Below are 26,148 nucleotides of genomic sequence, written 5' to 3'. Positions count from 1 at the left end.
AGATACTCCTACGCATGAAATGCCGTTCAAAATTGACACTGATTGCTGCTAGCTTTTTGCTAGCAGCTTCAGCTCAGGCTCTTGAAGCCAAATTAAATCAGGACGATTTACCTCTACTCGCTCCTGAGGTTCAACACGAAACTGCTAGTAAACGTGTTACTTCTCGATTTACTCGTTCCCACTATAAACACTTCAATCTCAACGATGATTTCTCCCAAGCTATCTTTAATCGTTATTTAGAGATGTTGGATTATAACCGTAATATCTTCACTCAAGCTGATATTGACTCTTTCGCTACTTCATCTAAACAAATTGATGACCAACTGAAAGCCGGTAATAACCAAATTGCATTCGATGTTTATAATTTGTCCATGCAGAAGCGTTTTGAACGTTTCCAATATGCGCTGTCTTTACTAGATACTGAGATTAAGTTTGATACTGATGAAAGTATTGAGCTCAATCGTAGCGAAGCGGAATGGCCAAAAGATATCGCTGAAGTGAATGAGCTTTGGAGGAAGCGTGTTAAATACGACGCGTTGAATCTAAAACTTACAGGTAAAGAGTGGCCAGAGATTCAAGAAGTTTTGGAAAAGCGTTACAACAATGCGATGAAGCGTATTACGCAATCGCACAACGAAGATGCTTTCCAGATCTACATGAACGCATTCGCGCGAGAAGTTGATCCTCATACCAGTTACCTTTCTCCAAGAAATGCAGAGCAATTCCAGTCTGAGATGAATCTATCTCTAGAAGGCATTGGTGCTGTACTTCAAATGACAGACGACTACACCGTTATCCGATCTCTCGTTGCTGGTGGCCCTGCGTCAAACAGCAAGCAATTGAGTGATGGTGACCGTATTGTTGGTGTTGGTCAAGATGGCGAAGATATTATTGATGTTATCGGCTGGCGTTTAGACGATGTAGTGCAATTAATTAAAGGACCGAAAGGGACTAAAGTTAAGCTACAGATCTTGCCAGATGGTAAAGATGCAAAAAGTCACGTTGTCACAATTGTACGCGATAAGATTCGCTTAGAAGACCGCGCTGTTAAATCAGAAGTTATCGAGAAAGATGGCAAGAAGATTGGCGTACTAGAAGTACCAAGCTTCTATGTTGGCCTTTCTAAAGATACTGATAAACTGATCACCGAACTTAAAGAGCAAGGTGTCGAAGGTATCATTGTTGATCTGCGAAACAACGGTGGTGGTGCACTAACGGAAGCAACCGAACTCTCTGGTTTGTTTATCAAAGAGGGGCCCGTTGTTCAAGTTCGTGATAGCTACGGTCGTGTAAAAGTGAACAGTGATACTGATGGCGAAATTAGTTACCAAGGTCCATTAACGGTATTGGTGAATCGCTACAGTGCTTCAGCATCTGAAATCTTTGCAGCAGCGATGCAAGATTATGGTCGTGCAATCATCCTTGGTGAAAACTCTTTCGGTAAAGGAACGGTGCAACAACACCGCTCTTTGAATCATATTTATGATTTGTTCGATAAAGAGTTAGGCTACGTTCAATACACCATCCAGAAATTCTACCGAATCAATGGCGGAAGTACGCAAAACAAAGGTGTAGTGCCTGATATTGCTTACCCAACGGCAATTGATCCAGCAGATACTGGTGAAAGTGTTGAAGATAATGCTCTGCCTTGGGATAGCATAGATAAAGCTAACTATTCAGTGTTACAGCGTAACGATGAGCAAGTTACTGCTTTAACCGCTCAACACCAAGCTCGTATTGCGACAGACATGGAGTTTGGCTTTATCGCGCAAGATATTGAAAAATATAAGGCTGATAAAGATGATAACGACCTTTCTTTGAACGAAAAAGTACGTCAACAAGAGAGTGATGATGGGGATGTGCTTCGTCTAGAGCGTATCAATCAACGTCAAAAAGCGGCTAAGTTAGAGGTATTTAAAACGTTGGATGATATCCCTAAAGACTACGAAGCCCCGGATGCTTATCTTGATGAATCTGTTGCTATCATGCTGGATATGATCAAGAAATAGAGCAAATACCTGTTAAAAGGTGATTGTTTAAAGATGCACAATTTAAAAAGCGAGCCTAGGCTCGCTTTTTTTGTGTCTATGATTTGACAGGAATACCTGATTGTAACCGTTGAGACTGTCGCAAAGAACACTCAATGTTCAGGGTTATTTAGCTCTGTTTTGTGTCGAATAATGACATTTAAGTTACTTTGCACTTAAAATTTAGTGACTTGGATCAAATTTTTTCGCTTTCTATTCATTACGTGCCTAAGCTTAAAGAAAACGAGGGGGCGCGTATGAAATGGATTCTACTATTTTTATCTTGTTTAAGTTTTGTTGCTTTTGGGAGTGAGGTCGCTTCAAGCGATCAGCAATCAAAAAGTGACAGCAATCTATCTCATTTTGACCTTCCTTTACTGCTTGGTGATTGGTATTTGATGAACCCAGATCCTGAACAAGGTACTGAAAATTTTAGAGCGATAAAGCTAACCCTTGATTCAAATTATTCATTCTCCATTGATATTCAAAAGAAAGACTACAGTGTCGACCATTGGGAAGGCTTGTATAATGCCAATGAAGATACCATTATTTTGGGTTTAAACACCTCTGAACCTCAAGTTTACGCCTATAGCAGTAACCATAATATGTTGAACCTCAACGGTGTCATGTTTACCAAAGCCTTACCGAATGCACTGGCAGGTATTTGGTCGAGTGCTGAGCTTTCAGGTAGCGACCTGCGCGCGAGTAACATTCAAAAAATGGATTTAGTGCTTCAACCTGACTTTGTATTTATGTTCAGAGTGTCCGATGAAGTGGGGAGTGAGGTTGTTCGTCGTGGGGTGTATTACACAGAAGGCGATCAATTGGTGCTTCTGTATGAAAATGGCGAGCACGGCACTCGTTACACATTAAACAGCGACGTCTTGACGCTTCAAGGTGAAGAAGGCGACATGTTTGCAGTACTCAATCGTATTCGATAATGACGGGTTGGATGCGCAAAGTCAGGTTTGTTGATAATATGGCTCACAGTTCATTTATTAGCCGTTCCTTTCTTATTTGGTTGATAAAATAGCAAAACATGGAGGCGTTTTACTACAATGCCTCCTTTTTTCAATATTCCCCTTGTGTTCTTGGCCCTCAACCTTTAGATATATACAGTTAAAATACAATTACGTATAACGATCAAAAGGAACCCGTCATGGCACATACACCTCAAGCCAAGTATCGTAAAGATTATCAATCACCATCTCACACTATTTCTCAAATCGATCTTACTTTCGATTTGTACGATTCAGCGTCCATCATTACGGCGGTGTCTAGTGTTAAGCAAGAGAAAGATAGTTCGACCTTAGTACTTGATGGTGAAGGTTTGACGTTGGTTTCTGTTTTAGTAGAGGGTCAAGAGTGGACGCAATTCGAGCAATCTGAAACTCAACTGACACTGAGCGGACTACCGAAAGATTTCACACTCACGATCGTGACGGAAGTAAATCCTGAAGGGAATAGTGCACTTGAAGGTTTGTATAAGTCGGGTGGCGCATTCTGTACTCAGTGTGAAGCTGAAGGTTTCCGTCGTATTACTTACTACATGGACCGCCCTGATGTATTGGCAAAATTCACCACAACGGTAATCGCAGACAAAGCAGAAAATCCATTCTTACTTAGTAATGGTAACCGTATAGATGAAGGTGATGCTGAAAATGGTCGTCACTGGGTTAAGTGGCAAGACCCACATCCAAAACCTGCTTACTTGTTTGCTCTTGTTGCCGGTGACTTTGATGTACTTCGTGACGCTTACACCACACAATCAGGCCGCAAAGTTGACCTAGAAATCTTTGTCGACAAAGGCAATCTAGACCGCGCAAACCACGCGATGGTTTCTTTGATTAACTCAATGAAGTGGGACGAAGAGCGTTTCAATCTTGAGTATGACTTAGACATCTACATGATCGTAGCTGTTGATTTCTTCAACATGGGCGCGATGGAAAACAAAGGTCTGAACGTATTTAACTCTAAGTTTGTTTTAGCGAACGACCAAACAGCAACCGACACCGACTACCTAGGCATCGAAGCGGTAATCGGTCATGAATATTTCCATAACTGGACCGGTAACCGAGTGACATGTCGCGATTGGTTCCAACTAAGCTTGAAAGAAGGCTTAACCGTATTCCGTGACCAAGAGTTCTCATCTGATCTTGGTTCTCGCGCAGTAAACCGAATCAACAATGTTCGTATTATTCGCGGGCCACAATTCGCTGAAGATGCAAGTCCAATGTCTCACCCAATTCGCCCTGAAAAAGTGATAGAAATGAACAACTTCTACACATTGACGGTATACGAAAAGGGCAGTGAAGTGATCCGAATGATCCACACATTGTTGGGTGAGGAAGGTTTCCAAAAAGGCATGAAGCTTTACTTTGAACGTCACGATGGTACCGCTGCAACTTGCGAAGATTTCGTTGCTGCAATGGAAGATGCGTCGGGCGTTGACCTGTCTCAGTTCCGTTTATGGTACAGCCAGTCTGGTACGCCGACGCTGTCTGTTGAAAGTCACTACGACGCAGAAAAGAAAGAGTACACGTTAACAACTCGCCAAGTAACGGCTCCAACTCATGAGCAAACGGATAAGCAAGCTCTGCATATTCCTCTAGACATCGAGCTATACACCGCGTCGGGTGAAGTGATTGGGTTACAATGTAACGGTCAGCCAGTTCACAATGTATTAGATGTGAAAGAAGCGGAACAAACGTTTGTGTTTGAAAACGTTTCAGAGCAACCGATCCCATCGCTACTTCGTGAATTCTCTGCGCCAGTGAAATTGGAATACGATTACTCAGATGAAGAGCTGATCTTCCTGATGGTGAATGCTCGCAATGAGTTCTCTCGTTGGGATGCGGGTCAAATGCTGCTAGCGAAATACATCCGTAGCAACGTAGATAACGTTCAACAAGGTCAAAAGTTTGAACTTTCTGCTTCTGTTGTTGATGCATTCCGCGGGGTACTGCTTAGTGATTCACTAGAACCTGCGTTTATTGCAGAAATGCTTTCTCTACCGAGCCATAACGAAGTGTCGGGTTGGTATGAGCGCGTTGATATTGATGCGGTCGCATCTGTTCTTAACTCAATGAAAGTAACACTAGCTGCAGAACTTGAAGACGAGTTAGCGGCGGTTTATCACAGCCATGCACTAACAGAATACACGATCGATCACGATTCGATTGGTAAGCGTACTCTACGTAAAGTTTGTCTAAGTTACTTAGCGCATACTGAAAAGGGTAATGACTTGGTTGTTGCTATGTACCAACAAGCAAACAACATGACAGATACAATGGCAGCGATGGGCGCGGCGAACAGTGCGCAACTACCATGTCGTGAAACCTTGATGGCGGATTACAGCGACAAGTGGAAACATGATGGTCTTGTCATGGATAAGTGGTTTGCATTGCAAGGTTCAAACCCAAGCTCTAATGCACTTGAAGTGATTAAAGCGTCGATGTCGCACCAAGCGTTCAGCTTGAAGAACCCGAACCGTACTCGTAACTTGGTTGGTTCGTTCTTAAACATGAACCCGGTTCAATTCCACGCCAAGTCAGGACAAGGTTACGCGTTTGCTGGCGAGATCCTACGTGAACTGAACAGCAGCAACCCGCAAGTGGCTTCACGTTTGATTGACCCGCTACTTAAGTTCCGTAAGTACGATGATGAACGCCAAGCTCTAATCAAAAAAGAACTTGAGACGCTGAAGAACATGGACAACCTTGCAAAAGACTTATTCGAGAAAGTGGCAAAAGCACTAGAGGCTTAAATCAGCCGCTTATTCAGGTAACTGTTTGATCATAAGCGGTTTGCTAATAAACAGTTTACTAGTAACGAAAAGTCATCAGTGGTAGAGAATATCTGCCACTGATTTTTTTGTTTCTGGTTTATCGAATTTTCGATAAGCTAGAGCAGTTTCAAGTTCACTTTCAGACATCGTTAAGTGCCAAAAATACCGGCACTATATATTTATACAGGTATCGTATGAATCGCTATATTTTCCAACTTAACATCTCATATCAGCAGTTTTTGGCTAGCTACTCGGGTGCCGCAAGTAAAGTTCAAGTGATAACAACAACAGGGTTACGCTTACAGCTACCTGCAACTCGCTTCAGACCATTTCTTACACAAATAGGGGTTAGAGGACAGTTTAGGTTAACAACTGACCAAAAAAATAAGTTTATTAAGTTGGAAGCTCTGTAAAGCTTGGCGTGCCTAGTGAGTTAAAGGGAATCTTAATCACATAATCAAACATTTCACCTCTTACCACCTCTAAAACAATTAACTATTTATCAATAATGCTTTTACAATAAATGAATGCATTACCTTTGCTTAACTCGTTAGTAGAACTGGCCTTGAAGGCTTGATTCAAACGCTAGCTTAAGTAAGCCCCCTAATAATAAAATAAAATTCTAATTGTGGAGTGTGACTATGACCGCACGTGAAACTGTGGTTCCAGTTTTACTTGAAAAAGTTTACAAACTGATTCAAGACAAACTTGACCTTGCTCATCGACCTCTCGTAACTCAACTTGCTCAACACCTGTTTAGTAACGTTTCTCACGACGATCTAACTCAGAGAAACGAATCCGATTTATACGGTGCTGTAGTTAGCTTATGGCATCACATCAATGAAAAGAAAGCTGACCAAATCTCTGTTCGTGTTTTTAACCCGACAGTAAGTCGTCAAGGTTGGCAATCTACTCACACTATCGTAGAGATAGTCGTACCAGATAGCCCATTCCTTGTAGACTCTGTAAAAATGGCGCTGACTCGCCTAGACCTTTCTTCTCACCTTATGCTTCACAATCCAACACAAATCTCTCGCTCTGATAAGGGCAGCGTTGTCGGCGTGAGCAATAACGAAGGTGCATTCCAATCGCTTTTCCATATCGAAGTAGACCGTCTTAGCAGCAAAGCTGAAATGACAGCGCTCAAAACGGAACTACTGGATATCTTTACCGATACTGGTTTAGTCGTGAACGATTGGCTGAAGATGGTTGAAAAACTTGAGGAAGTAACGAATCAAGTTGAAAAGCAAAAAGAAAGTATTCCTGTAGACGGCCAACGTTTTGATGAGACGTTGGCGTTTCTTCGTTGGTTAGGCGAGCACAACTTTACGTTTATGGGCTACAAGGAATATGACCTTGTTTCTGTAAATGGCGACACAGAACTACAACCGACCAAGGAGCAAGGCCTTGGTTTGTTTGCGAATTCAGATCGTGTGCGTAACGTTAAGCTGTCTGAGTTTTCGGATTCGGCACGTCTTGAAGCCAAAAAGCCTTATGTACTTATCGTAACCAAGGGCAACACGGCTTCACGCATTCACCGCCCAGCTTACAATGATTACATTGGTATTAAGAAGTTCGATAAGAACGGTAAGGTCATTGGTGAACACCGCTTTACTGGTCTTTACACCTCTGCCGTTTATAACCAAACCGTTGAAACGATTCCTCTTGTTCGCGAGAAAGTAGAGCGTATCTTAGACGCGAGTGGCTACCGTGAAGGTTCATACTCTTATAAAGCTCTGCACAACATTCTAGAAAACTACCCGCGAGATGAACTGCTTCAAGCTCGTGAAGAAGAATTGCTAGAAGTCGGTACTGGCGTAGTTCAAATGCAAGATCGCGATCTTCTGCGTTTGTTTGTTCGCAAAGACCCGTTTGGCCGTTTCTTTAGCTGCATGGTTTACGTTACTAAAGATCGTTACAACACCGAACTTCGTCGTCAAACCCAACGCATCTTGAAGCAGTATTTCGGTTGCGAAGAAGAGGTCGAATTCACGACATACTTCTCTGAAAGCCCACTGGCAAGAACGCACTATATTGTTCGTGTTGATAACAACAACATGGATGTGGACGTGAAAACAATTGAGCAAAATTTAATGGAAGTATCGTCTACGTGGGATGACCGCCTGTCTGAATCAATCGTTGCTAACTTCGGTGAGAGCAAAGGTCTTCCGTTATCGAAAGAGTACATGCGTGCATTCCCACGTTCGTACAAAGAAGACATGATGCCTGGTTCTGCGGTTGCAGATATCGAGCGTTTAGAAGCACTAAGTGAAGACAACAAACTGGGTATGCTTTTCTACCGCCCTCAAGAAGAGGCTGCAGACTCTAAAGCTGTTCGTTTGAAGCTGTTCTACCACAGTGATGAGCCGATTCACCTGTCTGATGTTATGCCAATGCTTGAAAACTTTGGCCTGCGCGTTATTGGTGAATCACCTTATGAAGTACGCAAGACCAATGGGGTGACTTATTGGATCCTTGATTTCTCGATGCTACATAAGAGTGACAAGACGATTGATCTTCGTGAAGCGCGCGATCTATTCCAACAAGCCTTTGCTGCGATTTGGGAAGGTGAATTAGACAGCGATGGTTTTAACCGCTTGGTATTGGGTGCTGCTCTTTCTGGCCGTGAAATCTCAATCTTACGTGCGTATGCGCGTTACATGCGCCAAGTGGGTTTCCCATTCAGTCAACAATACATTGAAGACACATTGTCTCATTACCCAGATCTAGCAAAAGGGTTAGTGAGCTTATTCGGCAAGCGTTTTGATCCTAAATTGAAGGGCAGCGCGAAAGGCCAACAAGATCTTATTAAGAAGATCACTGAACAGTTGGATCACGTAGAAAGCTTGGATGATGATCGTATCATTCGTCGTTACATGGAAATGATCACAGCAACGCTTCGTACTAACTACTACCAGTTAGACGACAACAAACAGTCTAAACCTTGGTTGGCTCTGAAAATGAGACCAAGCGAGATCCCAGATATCCCAGCACCGGTTCCTGCGTTTGAGATCTTCGTTTACGCACCAGACATTGAAGGTGTGCATCTACGTGGCGGTAAAGTCGCTCGTGGTGGTTTACGTTGGTCAGATCGTCAAGAGGATTTCCGTACTGAGATTCTAGGCCTAGTTAAAGCACAACAAGTTAAGAACACAGTAATTGTACCGGTTGGTGCAAAAGGTGGTTTCGTTTGTAAGCGTCAGCACACTATGTCTGGCCGAGACGAGATCTTCGCTGAAGGTCAACGTTGTTACAAACGCTTCATCCGTGCACTACTAGACGTATCAGACAACATCATTGAAGGTGAGGTTATTCCACCTAAGAGCGTTGTTCGTCACGATGAAGATGATCCGTATTTGGTTGTTGCCGCCGATAAAGGTACCGCAACGTTCTCAGATCTAGCAAACTCAGTATCTGCTGAATACAATTTCTGGTTAGGCGATGCATTTGCCTCTGGTGGCTCTAACGGTTATGACCATAAAGCCATGGGTATCACGGCGAAAGGTGGCTGGGAATCAGTTAAACGTCACTTCCGTGAAATGGGCATCAACTGCCAAACAACGGACTTCACCGCTATCGGTGTAGGTGATATGGCGGGCGATGTGTTTGGTAACGGTATGCTGTTGTCTAAGCATATTCGTATGCAAGCTGCGTTTAACCACATGCATATTTTCATCGACCCGAATCCAGAATCAGCATCAAGCTGGGTAGAGCGTGAGCGCTTGTTTAATCTACCTCGCTCAAGCTGGGAAGATTACAACAAAGACCTGATTTCTCAAGGTGGTGGCATTTTCTCTCGTCGAGCGAAGTCTATCTCTCTGACGCCTGAAATTCAGAAAATGCTGGGTACTAAGAAAGCATCAATGGCACCGAATGATTTGATCAAAGCGATCTTGTCTATGCAGGTTGATCTTCTTTGGAATGGTGGTATCGGTACTTACGTTAAGTCTTCAAACGAGACTCATACAGATGTAGGTGACCGTGCAAATGACGTGCTGCGTATCGATGGCCGTGACCTGAAAGCTAAAGTTGTTGGTGAAGGCGGTAACTTGGGTATGACTCAACTGGGTCGTATTGAATACGCGCTGACGGGTGGCCGAGTTAATACCGACTTTGTTGATAACGTTGGTGGTGTTGACTGTTCGGATAATGAAGTAAACATTAAGATCTTCTTGAATGGTTTGGTGTCTAATGGTGATCTAACCGTTAAGCAACGTAACCAAGTGCTTGAATCGATGGAAGATGAAGTTGGCGAAATCGTTCTAGACGACGCATATTGCCAAGCTGAGTCTATTTCGGTTACTGAGCATCAAGGTGTTGGCTTAGTAAAAGAGCAAATCCGCTTTATTCATACAATGGAAAAAGCAGGGTACTTGGATCGTGGGTTGGAATACATCCCAGATGACGAAACACTGCTCGAGCGTGAAAAGCAGGGCCAAGGCCTAACAAGACCAGAGCTTTCTGTACTTGTCGCTTACGGTAAAATGGTGCTTAAAGAAGATCTTGTTAGTGATGATATCGCTAATGATGAATTCCATGCTCAACAGCTTATGCAGTACTTCCCAACCGCGTTACGTCGTAACTATTCTCAGCACATGGATAACCATCCACTACGTTCTGAAATCATCGCGACAGCACTGGCTAACCAAATGGTTAACGAGATGGGTTGTAACTTCGTTACTCGTCTGCAAGAAGAGACGGGCGCAAATATCGTTGATATTGCCAATGCTTACGCAGCAACACGTGAAATCTATGGTCTTGGCAAAGTTCTGAAGAGCATCCGTGAACTGGACAATGTTTCAAGTTCTGAAGCTCAATATGAATTGATCTACCATGTTCGTCGTACACTTCGTCGTTTGGCTCGTTGGTTGCTAAGAAACCGTAGCGGTAAACAGTCAGTGAAAGCATTGATTGAACTTTACCAAGGCGATGTTCTTACTATCACAGAGAAACTGGATGAAAACCTAGTGGCTTCTGAAGTAGAAGAGCATAACGCAATGGCACAGTTATGGATTGACCAAGGCGTAACCCCTGAGTTGGCTAATTCAGTTGCGCGTTTGTCTAGCTTGTACTCGGCACTGGATATATCCACAGTGGCTCGTGAGACAGGTAAAACAGTACAACAAGCGTCGAAGCTTTACTTCAACCTTGGCGACCGTTTGTCTCTGCACTGGTTCTTGAAGCAAATCAATGGTCAAGCTGTAGATAACAACTGGCAAGCGCTGGCACGTGCAGCATTCAGAGAAGATCTGGATTGGCAGCAACGTCAGCTAACTGGCCAAGTGCTTAACTGCGGTTGTGCTTCAGACATCGATGTGATTAAAGCGCTTGATGATTGGATGGAAAGTAACTCTGTTTCTCTACATCGTTGGGAAAGTATCCTCAATGAATTCAAAGTAGGTTCGGTTCATGAGTTTGCCAAGTTCTCAGTAGCACTGCGTGAATTGATGTTATTGAATCTAAACTGCATGTCGACAGATTAGTGATTAGATAAAACGAAAGACATAAGGGCAGGCCATAAGGTTTGCCTTTTTCGTTTCTATAAAGTGGCATCAATAGGTCTAACGATTTTTTACGGATCCACTTCTTTTGACGGACCCACTTCGTGGACACCTTGCTTGTTGTTAAAAGAGTGGGTGGCTGTAATATGGTAGAGACTAGAAATGAGTAAACTGACTGCAGAAACGATAACGTTTGCTTAATAAAGAACCTCATTCGCTAACAAACTCGATTATCTTACCCTTACAGACAGTAATAGATTGAATAGTTGAGTAAATAAGTAAATAATATCGCCCCGTTTACACGGGGCTTTTTTCTATCGGAGGCACAATGCTCTACCGTCTAGCCAGAACTGGCTTTTTCCAACTTGATGCCGAAAAGGCACATGATCTTGCAATTCAAAATTTCAAACGCTTCACAGGCACTCCTATTGATCTTTTGTATCGCCAACAATTACCTAATCGACCTGTAGAATGCATGGGTCTTACTTTTAAAAACCCAGTTGGCCTAGCGGCTGGCCTAGATAAAAACGGCGAATGTATTGATGCATTTGGCGCAATGGGTTTTGGTTTCGTTGAAGTAGGAACGGTAACTCCTCGTCCGCAAGCCGGTAATGACAAACCACGTCTGTTCCGTCTTGTTGAAGCTGAAGGTATCATCAACCGCATGGGGTTCAATAACCTAGGCGTCGACAATCTTATTGAGAACGTTAAGAAGTCGAACTACGACGGCATCTTAGGTATCAACATCGGTAAGAACAAAGACACACCAATTGAAAAGGGCGCTGAAGATTACTTGATCTGTATGGAGAAGGTATATCAATACGCTGGTTACATTGCTGTAAACATCTCTTCACCAAATACTCCAGGACTTCGTTCTCTACAATACGGCGAAGCTCTAGACGATCTATTGTCTGAACTTAAAACGAAACAATCTGAACTAGAAGAGAAGCATGGTAAATATGTGCCTCTTGCTCTTAAGATTGCTCCGGATCTAAGTGATGACGAAATTAGCCAAATTTGTGAATCATTGATCAAAAATAAGATCGATGGTGTGATCGCAACAAACACAACATTGGATCGTTCAATCGTTGAAGGCATGAAACATTGCGATGAAGCGGGTGGCCTAAGTGGACGTCCAGTTCAATCTCGCAGTACTGAAGTGGTTCGTAAACTTCACGAAGAGTTGGGTGACCAATTACCGATCATCGGGGTAGGTGGCGTTGACTCTTACGTTGCTGCGAAAGAGAAAATGATGGCAGGCGCGAAGCTTGTACAAGTTTACTCTGGTTTCATCTACAAAGGCCCAGGTCTTGTAGGCGACATCGTTAAAAATTTATAGTCCCCGAAAACCAGATCTTTTATAAACCCAGAGCTTTTATAAACAGAGTTATCAAAAAGATTTGGTTATTTTAGGAAAGCTATAATTTGGCATCGTCTTACTAAAAGAGACACTGTAACTCACTGAGTTGTAGAGAGAAGCGATAAGAAAGAGGAATTCATTTCCTCTTTTTTTTTGCCTATTGCTCAGTAAAATTACTGTAATTGAAGGTAATTTTGCGTTTTACCTAATGGAATGGTTCAACAGTGTGAGACGAAATGATGCTTAAACCTAGCGATACATGGAGTTGGTATTACGATGAGCAGCAATGTTCATTAATGCTAAACCTCGGAGAGGATATGATTTTCAAAACGAATCTGGTCCGCAATAAGCTGGTGGACTGCGCGTTTAGAGATAATGAATTCACCGTTGATGACGCATCTTCATACCAAACCTTCAAAGAACAAATTTCTGGCTTAGAACTGTCTGAGCCTCGCCAAGCTGAACTCGCACTATATTGTGTGGCAGCAAAGCGCTTCCACAAGCCAGTACAGCCTAAAAGCTGGTTCTTCGATTCACAAGGCGCTGGCCACGAATCTCCTCAAGAAGGGGATATCGTACAAATGAATAACGAGCATAGCCTAGGTTACTTCATTGTATTAGAAGTGGGAGAGTGTGCGAGCCTATGTGCATTTGTCGACTTAGAAGAGTTTCTGCTCACACCTTCAAAAGGGTTAAGTTTTGGAGACTCGATTAAGGTGATGCACGATAGGATGGTAGACGCGAACTCTATTCTTCATTTTCACCATACACATATTGCAATGGTCGGTTAATTCCCCAGTTTAGTTCATCATTTCTAACACACATTGCAACGCATAAACCTATCAAACCTTCCTTAGAATCGGCTCAATAGCCGATTTTTTTGTGCCTAAAAAACCTCATCCAGATAAATACATCACCGCTTAACTATTTAATTAGTGAACTTGTGACTGTTTTTTCATCTTAATTTCTGCCTATTTTCATCGCCAGAAGTGTAAATTACCTCCCTTTATTCCCTGTTTTTGTGCTTTTGTAGCTAACTTTCAGTCTTAAATTAGGTCTGGTATATACCAATTTCAAGGTGAATATAAATTCACACCGCCGCGTTGGCCGATGTTTGGTCATAAATTGTGCTGATTCGATAAGTCTTATGTTCTAAGGGGATGTGGGTAAGCGATCGCTTCATGACTGTGTGTTTGCTAGCCAGTTAGTCGAAAGATTCAATGAAAAGACAAGTTTAGTGTGATGCTCTAATAACAAATTCAGGTATAATCGAGCTAATTTTTATCAATAAAAGAACACTATGAATCAATATCTAGCGGTTACCTCAAACGGCCTTGAGAATTTATTAGTTGAAGAACTAACCCAACTAGGGATTACAAATGCAAAACCTGTTCAAGCAGGTGTTAAATTCAAAGCGACCAATGAGCAAATTTATCGTTGTTGTTTATGGAGTCGTTTGGCTTCTAGATTTGTACGTGTCCTTTCTGAATTCACTTGTATGGACGACATGGATTTGTACCTATTAACCACCGCGGTTAACTGGGTAAATCAATTCCATAGCTCTAAGCGTTTTGTTGTTGACTTTAACGGTACAAACAACGAAATCCGTAATAGCCAATACGGTGCGATGAAAGTAAAAGATGCCGTTGTTGATAGCTTTGAGAAAAAGTCTTTGCCTCGTCCGTCTATCAGCAAAGAAAATCCAGATATTCGTATTCACGTTCGTCTACATCGTGATAAAGCGATTCTTGGTGTTGATATGGTAGGTAGCGGTCTTCACCAACGTGGTTATCGTCCAGAATCAGGCCGCGCACCATTGCGTGAAACCCTTGCTGCAGCGATTCTTCTTCGTAGTGGCTGGGACGCAACTAAGCCTTTCCTAGACCCAATGTGTGGTTCAGGTACGTTAGTGATTGAAGCGGCAATGATGGCTGCGAACATGGCTCCAGGTGTTAAGCGCCAGAAGTGGTGTTTTGAATCACTAGAAGATTTTGAACCAGAACTGTGGGCTGAAGTGAAAGCTGAAGCGAACGTTCAAGGTCGTCGTGGCGTTAAGAAAGTAGAGTGTAAGTTCTATGGCTACGACAATGACGAGCGCATGATCAAAACAGCGCGTGACAATGCTCGTCGTGCTGGTGTTGAAGAGCTGATTGAATTCGAAGTAGGCGATGCTGCAAAGCTTAAGCGTCCTACAGAGTTTACTGATGGTGTGATTGTTTCTAACCCACCTTATGGTGAGCGTCTTGGCACAGAGCCGGGTTTGATTGCACTTTACACGGCATTCGGTGCACAACTTAAAGCGGAATTTGGCGGTTGTAACGCGTCGATCTTCTCTAGTTCTGACGAACTGCTTAGCTGCTTACGTATGCGTGCAGACAAACAGTTCAAATTGAACAATGGTGCGTTACCGTGTCACCAAAAGAACTACTCAATTTCAGACCGTCCGATGTCAGAGCGTCCAACGGGTGAACAAGAGCAACTTATTGCCCCAGACTTCGCAAACCGTCTTAAAAAGAACATCGGAAAAATTGGCAAGTGGGCTAAGAAAGAGCAATTAGATTGTTACCGAATCTACGATGCGGACTTACCAGAATACAATGTAGCGATTGACGTATACCCAGGTCACCTAGTGATTCAAGAATACGCAGCACCTAAAGATGTACCGGAAGAGAAAGCAAAACGTCGCTTAACCGATATCATCCGTGCTTCTATTCAAGTCACTGGCGTTGAAGCAAACAACGTGGTTCTTAAGGTTCGTCAGAAGCAGAAAGGCCGATCTCAATATCAAAAAATGGCTCAAGACTCCTCTAACCTAGAAGTGAACGAATACGGCGTTAAACTGATTGTTAATCTTCATGACTACTTAGATACGGGCTTGTTCTTAGATCATAAGATCACTCGTCGTCGTATCGGCGAAATGGCTGCAGGTAAAGATTTCCTTAACTTATTTGCTTACACAGGCAGTGCCTCTGTTCATGCTGCTGTGGGTGGCGCACGCTCTACAACAACCGTTGATATGTCTAATACCTACCTTGAGTGGGCAAAACAGAACATGGAGCTTAACGGCCGTGTTGGTCGTCAACATCAGTTTGTTCAAGCTGACTGCTTACAGTGGTTGGTTAAAGAGCAGGGTTCTTACGACCTGATCTTCATTGATCCCCCAACGTTCTCAAACTCTAAGCGTATGGATCAATCTTTTGATGTTCAGCGTGATCACATTCAATTGATGGAAAACCTTAAGCGTCTTCTTCGTGAAGAAGGCACGATTGTGTTCTCTAACAACAAGCGTCACTTCAAAATGGATGTAGAAGGCCTAGAAGCGTTAGGTCTCAAAGCTCAGAACATCTCATCTAAAACGCTTCCATTGGACTTCTCTCGTAACAAGCACATTCATAACTGCTGGTTGATTACACATAAGTAATTAAGAGATTGTATAAGGATATAGCGTGCTGACTCTCTACAGTACAGGAGGGTGCCATCTATGTGAGATGGCATTCAAACTCACGGAACAGTTAAACATTAGCCATCACGTCAACGTTGTCGACATTGCATTTGATGATGAGCTCTTTTCCCGTTACGGGGTCACTATTCCGGTGCTCAAATTTGAAAGCTCTGACTTTTCTCAAAGCTCAGAGCTTAACTGGCCATTTGGCTTGTTAGAACTTAATGATTGGTTAAAAAAGAATGGCATTACTTACAATTCATAACGGGCAATTAGCGTTTGGCGATCACCCGTTATTAGATCGTGCGGACTTTGCACTGCAAGAAAACGAACGTGTGTGTTTAGTAGGGCGCAATGGCGCGGGTAAGTCTACGTTGATGAAAATCCTGTCAGGGAACATCATCATGGACGACGGCAAGATGCAAATCACACAAGATGTGGTTGTGTCTCGCCTTGAGCAAGATCCACCGCGTAACGAAGAAGGCACCGTTTATGATTACGTTGCTGGTGGCCTAGCGGAAATCGGCGAACAGCTGAAGATCTATCATGATCTTTTGGATCTCATCGGTACTGATCCTAGCGAAAAGAACTTAAATCGTCTTACTCGTGTGCAAGAGCAGTTGGATCATGCCAACGCATGGCGCTTCGAAGATCGCGTAAGTAACGTAATGGCGGCGCTTAAACTCACTGCTGAAACAAAACTGACGGATTTGTCTGGTGGTTGGCAACGTAAAGCGGCGCTTGCTCGTGCGCTTGTATGTGACCCAGACGTGCTTCTGCTCGACGAACCGACTAACCACCTAGATGTTGCGACAATCGAATGGTTAGAAGGCTTCCTGAAAGACTTCCGTGGTTCAATCATCTTTATCTCGCATGACCGTGCTTTCATCAAATCGATGGCAACTCGCATTGTTGATCTTGATCGCGGCAAGCTGAGCTCGTTCCCTGGCGATTACGAAAACTACTTGCTAGAGAAAGAAGAAGCGTTACGTGTCGAAGAGATGCAGAACGCTGAATTCGATAAAAAGCTTGCTCAAGAAGAAGTGTGGATTCGTCAGGGCATTAAAGCTCGTCGAACGCGTAACGAAGGCCGTGTACGTGCACTTAAGAAGTTGCGTGAAGAGCGCATCAATCGTCGTGAAGTGCAGGGTAAAGCGGTTATTCAGATCGATGATGGTCAACGTTCAGGCAAGATTGTATTCGAAGCAGAGAATCTTAACTTTGGCTTTGAAGGCAAAGAGATTGTTAAAGATTTCAGCTTCAATATTATGCGTGGTGATCGTATTGCTCTGATCGGCCCTAATGGCTGTGGTAAGAGTACCGTACTTAAACTGCTTCTTGATCAGCTGAAGCCTGATTCTGGCCGTCTGCATTGTGGTACTAAACTTGAAGTGGCTTACTTCGACCAATACCGCGAAATCCTAGACCCTGAGAAGTCAGTAATTGACAATCTGGCGGATGGCAAGCAAGAAGTGACAGTAGGCGGCCGTGAGCGCCATGCACTTAGCTACCTACAAGATTTCTTGTTCTCTCCTAAACGTGCTCGCACTCCTGTGAAGGCACTGTCTGGTGGTGAGAAAAACCGTCTGTTATTAGCTCGTATTTTCCTTAAGTCGAATAACTTATTGATTCTCGATGAGCCAACCAACGATCTAGATATCGAAACTTTGGAACTTTTAGAAGATTTGCTTGCCAACTATCAGGGTACGCTTCTTTTAGTGAGCCACGATCGACAGTTTGTTGATAACACGGTTATGACAAGTTGGATATTTGAAGGCAACGGCGTTGTTGAAGAATTTGTTGGTGGTTACCACGATGCTCAGCAACAAAGAAAGCAGGCTATAGAGTACCGACAGGTTGAAAAGCCATCAAAGCCAGAGAAAGTAGTTGAGGAAACTCCCAAAACTGCGCCAGTTAAGGCTAAAGCTAAGAAGTTATCGTATAAGCTACAACGAGAACTAGAAGCGCTACCTTTGCGTTTGGAAGAATTGGAAACTCAAATTGAAACTCTTCAGGAAGAAGTCAACGATCCTAGCTTCTTTTCAAAATCTGTAGAGCAGACACAACCAGTATTAGATAAGCTATCTGCAGCAGAGCAGGAGCTTGAAGTTGCTTTTGAGCGCTGGGAAGAGCTCGAGGCACTACAACAGGAAAGTTAAGAAGTAATCATGACTTGTAATAAATTTAAATTAACAACAGTTGCAGCCTTAGTTTTGGCTGCAACTAACGCGAATGCTGCACTGTACAAGGTAGTTGAAGTCGCGACTCCTAGCTCAATTGTCGGAGCTTCTGAAACGTTTGGTGTCGCGATTCAACCAGCGGCGGTTACCGGAACTGAAAGTTGTTTTACCACCGGTACTATTGGTGGTGTCGCTTGTGATAGCTTTAAGCTAGCAGGTGAAACACGTAATTCACTTGAAGCTATTAGTTACCGTGAAGAAGTTCCTTTTGCTATGGATGCTGTCTTCCAATATTTACAAGAGTTCGATGACTTCAAAAACTATTGTAACCGTGAACTAAGATATTCCACATGTGAAAGCTGGGCGAAAACTCGCTGGGAAGATACTTGGTTTAAGGAAAGAAACAACCTGAGTTATGTAAATGCAAAGGCATTTATAGAAGGCGGGGCAATACTCGATACTCGCAATACAGTGATCAACTCCCTTTATGTGAACGACGCATCAGAAGTTAAGCCTTTAGGTATCAAATCAGAAGGTAGCATTCGTAATAACGCAATCTTTACAACGTCACCAAATGGGCCTGCAGGATCTTCTGAGACTCGAGCATGGAAAGCTATCAAAGCAAGTAATGGTACTGTTTACAATGTAGGTAGTGTTTCTACTAGTGAAACCATTACGGAGACGTCAACGCCGGATCCTGTATTTAGTTCAAAAGCTGCTATTTGGGATGGTACGAATACCAAGCAAATCGATTGGACTCGTGGTGGAACTGCTAGACAAGGCGATTACTATGCTCAAGGTAGCATGCGTTCAATTGCCGAATCGGATACTAAGTTTTATGGCGTAGGCTACAATACTGTTGATGGTAGTGGTGATCTGCAAGATATGAATGCATCTGTATTCATCAGTAAATCTCTGGACTTAGCTGACAGCGCGAATACTTGGACGACCAAATCAATTGAGGGGGCTAAGGTCAACTCTAACTCGTCTAATGATTACAAATACAGTAACTCTGTAGCGACCGATATCAACAAAAACTTGTTTGTTATTGGTAACTCTAAGCGTAATGGTCGAGTGCCTGAAAATGGTAGCGCAGGCAGTAAGATGTTTGTTGTTACTGATGCTTCAGTTGCGACTCCAACAGCGACATACCTAACGGGTGGTATCTTCTTTGCTGGTTCGAGTGGTGAAGCTAGAGCCGTTAACAACTTCAATGAAATTGTTGGTCAAGTTGACGCAGAAACAACGCGTGAAGTTGATGGCAGTGAGCGTAGACACCGCGGCTTTATTTACCCTTACGATGTTGCTAGTTCGAAAGACGAACGTCGTAAAAATATCTTTAATGAGAAAGCTTGGTGGTTAGACGATCTAACAAACGATGGCAACGTTTCTGGAGAGAACAACAAGTTCCGAATCATTGATGCTTCAGGTATCAACGATGCGGGTGTTATCTCTGCAACAGCTATAAAATGTATGATCGATACAAATGGAGACGGTAGAGGTAACGATGAACGAGCCTACGATACAACGTCTCACAACTCATACTGTGCTGGTGCTGCGTCTAATGCAGTAGAAGAGGTTGTTGCGGTTAAATTGATTCCTATCGAAGGTAAAGGTAAGAGTGATATCCAAGCTCGTAGTACTGATACAGCAAAGGTCGATCGTAAAGGCGGTAGCTTAGGTTGGTTCGCTTTGACTGTACTCGGCTTATTAGGGTTCCGTAGAAAATTTAAATAATTTCACCTCTTGAGCCCGAGTTCACAATTCTGAATTCGGGCTTTTTTTCGCCTTGAGAAAAGTGAAAAACTGGTCGATTCTTAAAGTTGGAGTCACAAAAACTCCGCAAAGTTGTAATCATTGTATGTTAGTAAATAGAACACCCGTATGAGGACTGCACTATGAAGAGACAAAAGCGTGATCGACTAGAACGAGCACAATCTCAAGGCTACAAAGCTGGTATAAACGGTAGGTCACAAGAAGCTTGCCCATATAGCCAAATGGATTCTCGGTCTTATTGGTTAGGTGGTTGGCGTGACGCCAAAGGTGATAAGCAATCAGGTCTCTATAAATAGATAGGGCGGAACATATTCAAAGATCAAGGCTCCATTGTTGTACAGCAGTGGAGCCTTGTTAGTTTCTGAGTGGGCATATAAGTTAGATAAAATAAATGTAATGGCGTAGAGAGCTAACACTTTAAGCTGATACTGATACTTGTAGTGGAATACACAGTTGCTGGTGGACTAATACAGTACAGTTTCGGAATAAGAAAGTTTGTTTAATCAGCACACTCTAGTGCACTATAACTAAATATATTGGAGTGAAAATAAAGCAGCCAATGGCTGCTTTATTAAAATCTAACTGCGTTACTCTAATTAAATGATTAGATTAGAATGCTGACGTATCTTGGAAAAGGCCAACTTTCAAATCTTTAGCAACATAAATCTCTTTGCCATCAACAAGTACGCGACCATCTGCAAGGCCCATAACTAGGCGACGGTTAACAACACGCTTCATGTGGATTTCGTAAGTCACTTTTTTCGCAGTAGGTAGGATTTGGCCAGTGAATTTCACTTCGCCTACACCTAAAGCACGGCCTTTACCTTTGCCGCCAACCCAACCAAGGTAGAAGCCAACAAGCTGCCACATTGCATCAAGTCCTAGACAACCAGGCATTACTGGGTCACCAGGGAAGTGACAGTCGAAGAACCATAGGTCAGGAGTAATATCCAGTTCAGCAAGAATCAAACCTTTACCGAAATCACCTTCAGTCTCAGACATTTTAGTGATGCGATCCATCATCAACATGTTCGGTGCTGGTAGTTGAGGACCTTCAGGCCATAGTTCGCCTTGGCTTGATGCTAGAAGATCTTCGCGAGTGTAAGAATCACGTTTGTTTTGCATTATCAATTACTCCAATTTTTGATAGGTGCATATTAGTGAACAGGTGTACGCTAAACAAGTCCGATCAGTACTAGACAAACCAGTTTTTAATGCGTCCAACAATTCCAATAGGGTGCTCATGTCTTTCAAAGTTTTCAATACGTTCCGCAATTTTGCTCAGAACGCTTTCTTGTTCATCGTCTCTAAATGGTTTGTTCATAATAAGAGGAATAGCTTCATCTACATTAGAGACAGACCAAATATGGAATTCTTTGTTTTTGATGCTTTCAATTAGGTCTGGCTTCAGAGCAAGATGTCGTAAGTTAGATCTTGGAAGGATCACACCTTGTTCGCCAGTTAACCCGTTGTGTTTACACACATGATAGAAGCCTTCGATTTTCTCGTTTAGCCCACCAACTGCTTGTACACGACCGAATTGGTCGACAGCACCGGTTACCGCTATTTGTTGATTGATAGGGTATTCCGACAAAGCACTGACCAAAGAGCAAAGCTCAGCAAGAGAAGCACTATCGCCATCAACTTCGCAGTATGATTGCTCAAATACAACAGAAGCAGCATAGGGCAACGGATCTTCAAGGTTTAACGCGCTGCTTACAAATGCTTGCATGATCATCATACCTTTGGCGTGAAGGTTACCACCGAGTTCCGCTTTGCGTTCAACGTCTGCAATATCACCATCACCAAAGTGGATAACACATGAAATTCGGGCTGGTTCACCATACGATACAGGGTGTCCTGGTACATCGATAACCGTCAGACCATTAACTTGTCCAACTTGTTCACCCTCGGTTTCGATAATAACTTGGCCATCTCGAATATCATCAAGAGCACGTTCAGGTAAGTACGACTCGCGGTTGTATTTGTGTTGTTGTGCTTGCTGAATATGGTGACCATCAATCTCACCATGGTCGGCTTCAATCAAAGCTTCGTTTAATAACGCATTGTGCCAAATCGGGCACAACGGTATATAGCTTTGGTCTTCAGTTTCTCTTGCTCCAGCAGTAAGAATGCCTGTCACCGCCTGTTGCGTGATGTTTGGCAGTTCATAACGTTGTTGGAGCCATTTAAGGTAACCAAGATATTGAGTCAACGTCTCTTCTGTTAGCTTTATGTCTTGTTCAATTTCACTGAATAGGCAGAAGCCGGTTTGAATATCACTGTCTAGGTAATCAAGATCGCCGAGTTGAGCTCGGTCTCCAACCACAATCAACTTAATATTGTAGGTAAGCGGTAAAGATGGAGATTGGTTTAAGTGTTCAGGGTTGCTACTGATGGGCTCTACGGCCTCACCAAGAAGTGCCGATTTAAGCAGTAACCAGCTTCCCGGGTTTGCTAGAATCAAGTTGGCTGAAACAATCAGATAACCATTGTTCGCTCTAGCCAGTAAGCCAGGCTTTGTCGCAACGACTTGGCCATCTTTTGATTGAACTTGGTCAAACAGAGAGACAGCATTTAAAGACTCAGTTTTTATTACTGGTAACGTGTGATCATCTAGAGCAGTTACTAAAGATTCAACGATCATTTGACGATAGATCGAATTGTCCGGAGCGTTGACAAGTAAAACACGCGAAAGGTTGGACAAACGGACAAAGCGGGTTAACGCATCGTTGAATCTATGTTGAATGTCTGAAAATGGGAAAGGCGAGATGTCAGGGAATTGCTCTAATTGAGCGCTATATTCGTCGTACTGAGGCGTAACATGTCGCCAATCTACTAGAGTCATTTAAGTTTCTGATTATGATAATGAGGTAGGGAGTATATAGAAAAACCGATCTCGCTTGTAGCTCTATGTTGTAGTTACTAATCACTAAGCTAATATAAGTATGATCTTGGTCTATTCTTTCAAGACAACAATTGTTAAATAGCCTATTTTGGGTTACGCTGTCACTAGGATTAACTCTCGAGATTAGACATGAAATATCAGCAGCTTGAAAACTTGGAATGTGGTTGGAAATGGAACTATCTGGTCAAAAAATGGAAAGAAGGCGAGTCGATCACCTGCCATATTGATTCAAGTGAAGCTGACGTTGCTGTACAAGCCTTATTGAAGCTTGAACACCAACCAACAGGTGTTCTTGAGTGGATATCTGACAACATGTCTCCTGAGCTCGATAACAAGCTCAAGCAAGCGATTCGAGCTAAGCGAAAGCGTCACTTTAATGCTGAACAAGTTCACACCAAGAAAAAATCAATCGACCTTGATTATCGTGTATGGGAAAAGCTATCCCAGCGTGCGAACGAGCTAGGTTGTACGCTATCAGATGCTATCGAGTATTTGGTAAGCGAAGCATCTCGTAGTGAACAGGCCAGCAAGACAGTAACCAATCTTAAAGAAGATTTAAGCAAGCTCCTTTCTGACGATAAATAATCATCAACAGTAGTGGTGACATTATGATGTATGTAATCTTAATCGGTGCAGCGTTGGTTTTTTGGTTAGTCGCGGTTGATAGGCCGGTATTGAAAATCAAATTTAACGATGGGGCGATCGAACAAGTTAAAGGTCATCTTCCACCCAGCTTTAAGCACAACCTTCAAGAGATTGGCCACAACAACACTTTTAAAGGTGAATTAAAAGTGTACGCAAAGCGCTCTGGTTATAATCTCAAGTTCACAAAGGATGTACCTAAGAACGTGCAACAACGTATTCGTAATGTATTCCCACATAACGGCTTCAAATCTAAAGGTTCAAAGAAGGCGTAATGGTCAAGAATTACGTCTTATCTTGTCAATTTTCATACTAAGTTAGTTCTTCGCTTGCCTTAACCATCGTCATACTGTTCTCAGTTCCAATAAAGGAGAACAGTATGAGATATCTAATCCTTTTGTTGTTTTTTTTATCCCCAGTCGTATTTCCCGACGATGCATTGGTCAATCCGGTAGCCAAAAAAATCAAAGCGACGGTCATGAAAGGCCTAAAAAAGAGCAATGTTGAAATCGATGGTTATTGTGACCTGATGATTGAAATGAAGCACTCCAAAGGTTATACAAAAATCAAGAGAGTGAGAACATCCGGCGATAGTAAAGCTTGTAGACAGGCGAAACAGCACTTACCAAACAAGAAACAGTTCAAATACAGTTTCCCAGAAAAGTACATCCGACTTCATATCACAAACTGACCTGGATAATGCACTATAACTAAATGATATTAATATGATTGTCTAAAATGCCAATGAATACGAGTGAATTACGGTGATCTGAGTTAGATGCCAGTTTGTTGCACTGTCACTTGATATGACAATATGTCTCGTAGGGCGTTCATTTTACTGATATCTATTTAACCGAAGGTGCCAAATGTACACGAATCTTGTTTAGCGACAGCGTGTTTAACGGGGATGCCGAGGTGTTGGCAAGTCATTAGTACCTTTAGTTTTCTATCGGCAGGAGCATGTTCTGAGAGAATCACAGAGCTTATACACTCTTTATTCAGATACAGCTTGTTGCCAATAATCTCTTCATTGGGCAGTACCCAGCGATATTCTTTTTCGTAACGCCAGTTTGAATGTTTGATTCCAAGTACGCTCGCGGCTAATTTCGATGCTTTTAAGTCAACTAGCGAAGGAGTACTAAGCATGCTTGGGTTGTCAGCATACTGAACTTCAAAGCAATTGAGATCTGCCTCACCGTGATAACAGTTAAGATCATACTCAATACACATACCTTTAAAGTTATCACCATACTGAGACCAAAGTATGGGATGGTCATTCGATTGAGAGAAGCACATTACCTTGAAGTCATTCTGAAGTTCTTTGTTGAACAGGTGATGAGATTCAAAAGGGTTATTAAAGGTCTTAGCGGAATCAAACCACAACGAACACTCGGATATCGATTGTATGTTTCTATCGTGAAGAGATCTGAACTTATAAAGTTTAGGCAACATATCAAACACCTGGTTTACAACATTGTCTGATGTTAACACTATAATTCATAATGTAAGCGTGAATGCATAGTGTTTGCTTGCTTAGTCACCAAGTTAAAACATATAACCGCTTGATAGATCAAAATTTAAACATAAAATAGCAGCCTGTTTGAGTGATTTATCTTGCAATAGCGCTGGTTTTTTTAATAAGTTGCAACGTAACTTTATATTGGTGGAAGAATAGGTCTATATTTGGAGGCAATGTAAAGGAAGTTAAGTGAACCAATAATGATAAATCCGACCTCAAAGAGATCGGACTATTTGCAATGTTAGGCTAGTTGACCGCAATAAATTGGTCTAGCCATTGACGGAACTTTAGAAATGGTACCTTGCACCAATGTATGCTGTTTTGGATGAAACATCGATGGACTCTATTTCAATATGTGCAGAGCGGTAACCGATATGAACGTCGATGTTATCGGTAATTATTGCGCCAAATTCTCCACCGATTTGGTAAGCGGCCTCAGATTCAGAAGCTGAGAGCCCAAAGGCTTTGATTTCCGTATCAATAGATCCAACGCCTGCTAACAGGGAGACATACAAATCCAAGACGTCGCCTTTAACGATGAATTTGGGTTTAACATTCACGAAGAAGGCTTGGCCTTCCATATCCATCATTTGAGCAAAGTTAACTTTGCCAATTTTTCGGTACTCCGCTTCTACTCCCAGCTTTACTACATCGTGTGTATTGAACTCATAACCGCCAACTAAGTTATAACTCAAGTCAGCTAGATCAGAAGAATCTTCAATTTTGCTACCGCGGTATTCTAATTCGGTTTCATTATAAAACCCGATATCTACACCTGCATAAAAATGACCAAGCTCTTTAGCTGCTGTGTCATTTTCATTAGCAAGCGCGTATGAACTCATGCCAAAAGCGGTGAATAGTGATAGGGCAACCATACCGATTTTCATATTAAGCCTTTTATATAATAAGTTATTGATTCCTTGAATACCTTACCAAATGTAGAGCTTTTAAACTAATAATGGTTTTGTGTAACCATCTGATTTTATGAACTTATTATCGATATAAA

Annotated in this window: 19 protein-coding genes; 15 read left to right on the top strand and 4 right to left on the bottom strand. The window is 42.5% G+C overall.

Annotated elements, in window-relative coordinates:
- Positions 1-14 precede the first annotated feature (14 nt).
- The 12 genes from prc to rmf all read left to right on the top strand — a co-directional run bounded on the left by prc (position 15) and on the right by rmf (position 20,369).
- The gene (prc, locus tag ACED42_RS05120) at positions 15-2,009 is read left to right on the top strand and encodes a carboxy terminal-processing peptidase (RefSeq protein WP_371701712.1); all 1,995 of its coding nucleotides are present in this window, start codon (positions 15-17) and stop codon (positions 2,007-2,009) included.
- A 275-nt stretch (positions 2,010-2,284) separates the two neighbouring features.
- Complete coding sequence (locus ACED42_RS05115) at positions 2,285-2,968, top strand: hypothetical protein (protein WP_009846656.1); 684 nt, start codon at positions 2,285-2,287, stop codon at positions 2,966-2,968.
- Positions 2,969-3,186: 218 nt separating this feature from the next.
- The gene (gene pepN / locus ACED42_RS05110; protein WP_371701710.1) at positions 3,187-5,793 is read left to right on the top strand and encodes an aminopeptidase N; all 2,607 of its coding nucleotides are present in this window, start codon (positions 3,187-3,189) and stop codon (positions 5,791-5,793) included.
- Between the two features lie 215 nt (positions 5,794-6,008).
- Positions 6,009-6,227: a DUF2835 domain-containing protein gene (locus ACED42_RS05105; RefSeq protein ID WP_004733645.1), complete on the top strand. Its 219-nt coding sequence runs from the start codon at positions 6,009-6,011 to the stop codon at positions 6,225-6,227.
- A 228-nt stretch (positions 6,228-6,455) separates the two neighbouring features.
- The gene (locus tag ACED42_RS05100; RefSeq protein WP_371701708.1) at positions 6,456-11,297 is read left to right on the top strand and encodes an NAD-glutamate dehydrogenase; all 4,842 of its coding nucleotides are present in this window, start codon (positions 6,456-6,458) and stop codon (positions 11,295-11,297) included.
- A 346-nt stretch (positions 11,298-11,643) separates the two neighbouring features.
- On the top strand, positions 11,644-12,654 hold the full coding sequence (gene pyrD / locus ACED42_RS05095) for a quinone-dependent dihydroorotate dehydrogenase (RefSeq protein ID WP_017099304.1): 1,011 nt from the start codon (positions 11,644-11,646) through the stop codon (positions 12,652-12,654).
- A gap of 257 nt (positions 12,655-12,911) precedes the next feature.
- Positions 12,912-13,466, top strand: a complete 555-nt coding sequence (locus tag ACED42_RS05090; RefSeq protein ID WP_017099303.1) for a cell division protein ZapC — start codon at positions 12,912-12,914, stop codon at positions 13,464-13,466.
- A 509-nt stretch (positions 13,467-13,975) separates the two neighbouring features.
- A complete protein-coding gene (gene rlmKL, locus ACED42_RS05085) occupies positions 13,976-16,096 on the top strand; it encodes a bifunctional 23S rRNA (guanine(2069)-N(7))-methyltransferase RlmK/23S rRNA (guanine(2445)-N(2))-methyltransferase RlmL (RefSeq protein WP_371701706.1) in 2,121 nt (706 codons plus the stop codon).
- 25 nt (positions 16,097-16,121) lie between these two features.
- On the top strand, positions 16,122-16,382 hold the full coding sequence (locus ACED42_RS05080; RefSeq protein ID WP_102249659.1) for a glutaredoxin family protein: 261 nt from the start codon (positions 16,122-16,124) through the stop codon (positions 16,380-16,382).
- Positions 16,360-18,276, top strand: a complete 1,917-nt coding sequence (locus ACED42_RS05075) for an ABC transporter ATP-binding protein (protein ID WP_009846664.1) — start codon at positions 16,360-16,362, stop codon at positions 18,274-18,276. The genes ACED42_RS05080 and ACED42_RS05075 overlap by 23 nt, the downstream gene beginning before the upstream one ends.
- A gap of 9 nt (positions 18,277-18,285) precedes the next feature.
- Positions 18,286-20,034 carry a DUF3466 family protein gene (locus tag ACED42_RS05070; protein ID WP_371701704.1) on the top strand — a complete coding sequence of 583 codons (1,749 nt, stop codon included), beginning with the start codon at positions 18,286-18,288 and terminating at the stop codon, positions 20,032-20,034.
- Positions 20,035-20,195: 161 nt separating this feature from the next.
- On the top strand, positions 20,196-20,369 hold the full coding sequence (rmf, locus tag ACED42_RS05065; protein ID WP_009846667.1) for a ribosome modulation factor: 174 nt from the start codon (positions 20,196-20,198) through the stop codon (positions 20,367-20,369).
- 313 nt (positions 20,370-20,682) lie between these two features.
- Here the strand turns inward: rmf and fabA are convergent, their stop codons facing one another.
- Entirely contained in the window at positions 20,683-21,198 is a 516-nt protein-coding gene (gene fabA, locus ACED42_RS05060; RefSeq protein WP_010440782.1) for a bifunctional 3-hydroxydecanoyl-ACP dehydratase/trans-2-decenoyl-ACP isomerase, read from the bottom strand.
- A gap of 70 nt (positions 21,199-21,268) precedes the next feature.
- Complete coding sequence (locus ACED42_RS05055; protein ID WP_017099300.1) at positions 21,269-22,921, bottom strand: Lon protease family protein; 1,653 nt, start codon at positions 22,919-22,921, stop codon at positions 21,269-21,271.
- 189 nt (positions 22,922-23,110) lie between these two features.
- Here ACED42_RS05055 and matP point away from each other — a divergent pair, with 189 nt between their 5' ends.
- The 3 genes from matP (at position 23,111) to ACED42_RS05040 (ending at position 24,314) form a co-directional block, all read left to right on the top strand.
- Positions 23,111-23,566, top strand: coding sequence for a macrodomain Ter protein MatP (gene matP, locus ACED42_RS05050; RefSeq protein WP_009846670.1), 456 nt, complete (start codon positions 23,111-23,113; stop codon positions 23,564-23,566).
- 23 nt (positions 23,567-23,589) lie between these two features.
- Complete coding sequence (locus tag ACED42_RS05045) at positions 23,590-23,898, top strand: DUF3634 family protein (protein ID WP_012603889.1); 309 nt, start codon at positions 23,590-23,592, stop codon at positions 23,896-23,898.
- A 104-nt stretch (positions 23,899-24,002) separates the two neighbouring features.
- Positions 24,003-24,314: a hypothetical protein gene (locus ACED42_RS05040; protein ID WP_371701702.1), complete on the top strand. Its 312-nt coding sequence runs from the start codon at positions 24,003-24,005 to the stop codon at positions 24,312-24,314.
- Positions 24,315-24,472: 158 nt separating this feature from the next.
- Here ACED42_RS05040 and ACED42_RS05035 read toward each other — a convergent pair whose 3' ends face one another.
- Together ACED42_RS05035 and ACED42_RS05030 are read right to left on the bottom strand one after the other, a co-directional pair.
- Positions 24,473-25,075, bottom strand: coding sequence for a DUF2971 domain-containing protein (locus tag ACED42_RS05035; RefSeq protein ID WP_371701700.1), 603 nt, complete (start codon positions 25,073-25,075; stop codon positions 24,473-24,475).
- Positions 25,076-25,429: 354 nt separating this feature from the next.
- Positions 25,430-26,029 (bottom strand): outer membrane beta-barrel protein, encoded by a 600-nt coding sequence (locus ACED42_RS05030; RefSeq protein ID WP_371701698.1) that lies wholly within the window; start codon positions 26,027-26,029, stop codon positions 25,430-25,432.
- Positions 26,030-26,148 lie beyond the last annotated feature (119 nt).

This window comes from Vibrio sp. FF145 (genome assembly GCF_041439075.1).
Taxonomy (GTDB): Bacteria; Pseudomonadota; Gammaproteobacteria; order Enterobacterales; family Vibrionaceae; genus Vibrio; species Vibrio tasmaniensis_A.
The sequence above is the reverse complement of the archived record's forward strand: the minus strand, read 5'-3'. Positions and strand labels throughout refer to the sequence as shown.

Excerpts from the sequence above, each read along its gene's own strand:
- rlmKL (WP_371701706.1), top strand. The coding sequence starts at position 13,976 with ATGAATCAATATCTAGCGGTTACCTCAAACGGCCTTGAGAATTTATTA.
- ACED42_RS05045 (WP_012603889.1), top strand. The coding sequence starts at position 23,590 with ATGATGTATGTAATCTTAATCGGTGCAGCGTTGGTTTTTTGGTTAGTC.
- pepN (WP_371701710.1), top strand. The coding sequence starts at position 3,187 with ATGGCACATACACCTCAAGCCAAGTATCGTAAAGATTATCAATCACCA.
- ACED42_RS05090 (WP_017099303.1), top strand. The coding sequence starts at position 12,912 with ATGATGCTTAAACCTAGCGATACATGGAGTTGGTATTACGATGAGCAG.
- ACED42_RS05115 (WP_009846656.1), top strand. The coding sequence starts at position 2,285 with ATGAAATGGATTCTACTATTTTTATCTTGTTTAAGTTTTGTTGCTTTT.
- ACED42_RS05040 (WP_371701702.1), top strand. The coding sequence starts at position 24,003 with ATGAGATATCTAATCCTTTTGTTGTTTTTTTTATCCCCAGTCGTATTT.
- ACED42_RS05055 (WP_017099300.1), bottom strand. The coding sequence starts at position 22,921 with ATGACTCTAGTAGATTGGCGACATGTTACGCCTCAGTACGACGAATAT.
- matP (WP_009846670.1), top strand. The coding sequence starts at position 23,111 with ATGAAATATCAGCAGCTTGAAAACTTGGAATGTGGTTGGAAATGGAAC.
- ACED42_RS05105 (WP_004733645.1), top strand. The coding sequence starts at position 6,009 with ATGAATCGCTATATTTTCCAACTTAACATCTCATATCAGCAGTTTTTG.
- prc (WP_371701712.1), top strand. The coding sequence starts at position 15 with ATGAAATGCCGTTCAAAATTGACACTGATTGCTGCTAGCTTTTTGCTA.
- ACED42_RS05070 (WP_371701704.1), top strand. The coding sequence starts at position 18,286 with ATGACTTGTAATAAATTTAAATTAACAACAGTTGCAGCCTTAGTTTTG.
- rmf (WP_009846667.1), top strand. The coding sequence starts at position 20,196 with ATGAAGAGACAAAAGCGTGATCGACTAGAACGAGCACAATCTCAAGGC.
- ACED42_RS05035 (WP_371701700.1), bottom strand. The coding sequence starts at position 25,075 with ATGTTGCCTAAACTTTATAAGTTCAGATCTCTTCACGATAGAAACATA.
- pyrD (WP_017099304.1), top strand. The coding sequence starts at position 11,644 with ATGCTCTACCGTCTAGCCAGAACTGGCTTTTTCCAACTTGATGCCGAA.
- ACED42_RS05030 (WP_371701698.1), bottom strand. The coding sequence starts at position 26,029 with ATGAAAATCGGTATGGTTGCCCTATCACTATTCACCGCTTTTGGCATG.
- fabA (WP_010440782.1), bottom strand. The coding sequence starts at position 21,198 with ATGCAAAACAAACGTGATTCTTACACTCGCGAAGATCTTCTAGCATCA.
- ACED42_RS05075 (WP_009846664.1), top strand. The coding sequence starts at position 16,360 with ATGGCATTACTTACAATTCATAACGGGCAATTAGCGTTTGGCGATCAC.
- ACED42_RS05100 (WP_371701708.1), top strand. The coding sequence starts at position 6,456 with ATGACCGCACGTGAAACTGTGGTTCCAGTTTTACTTGAAAAAGTTTAC.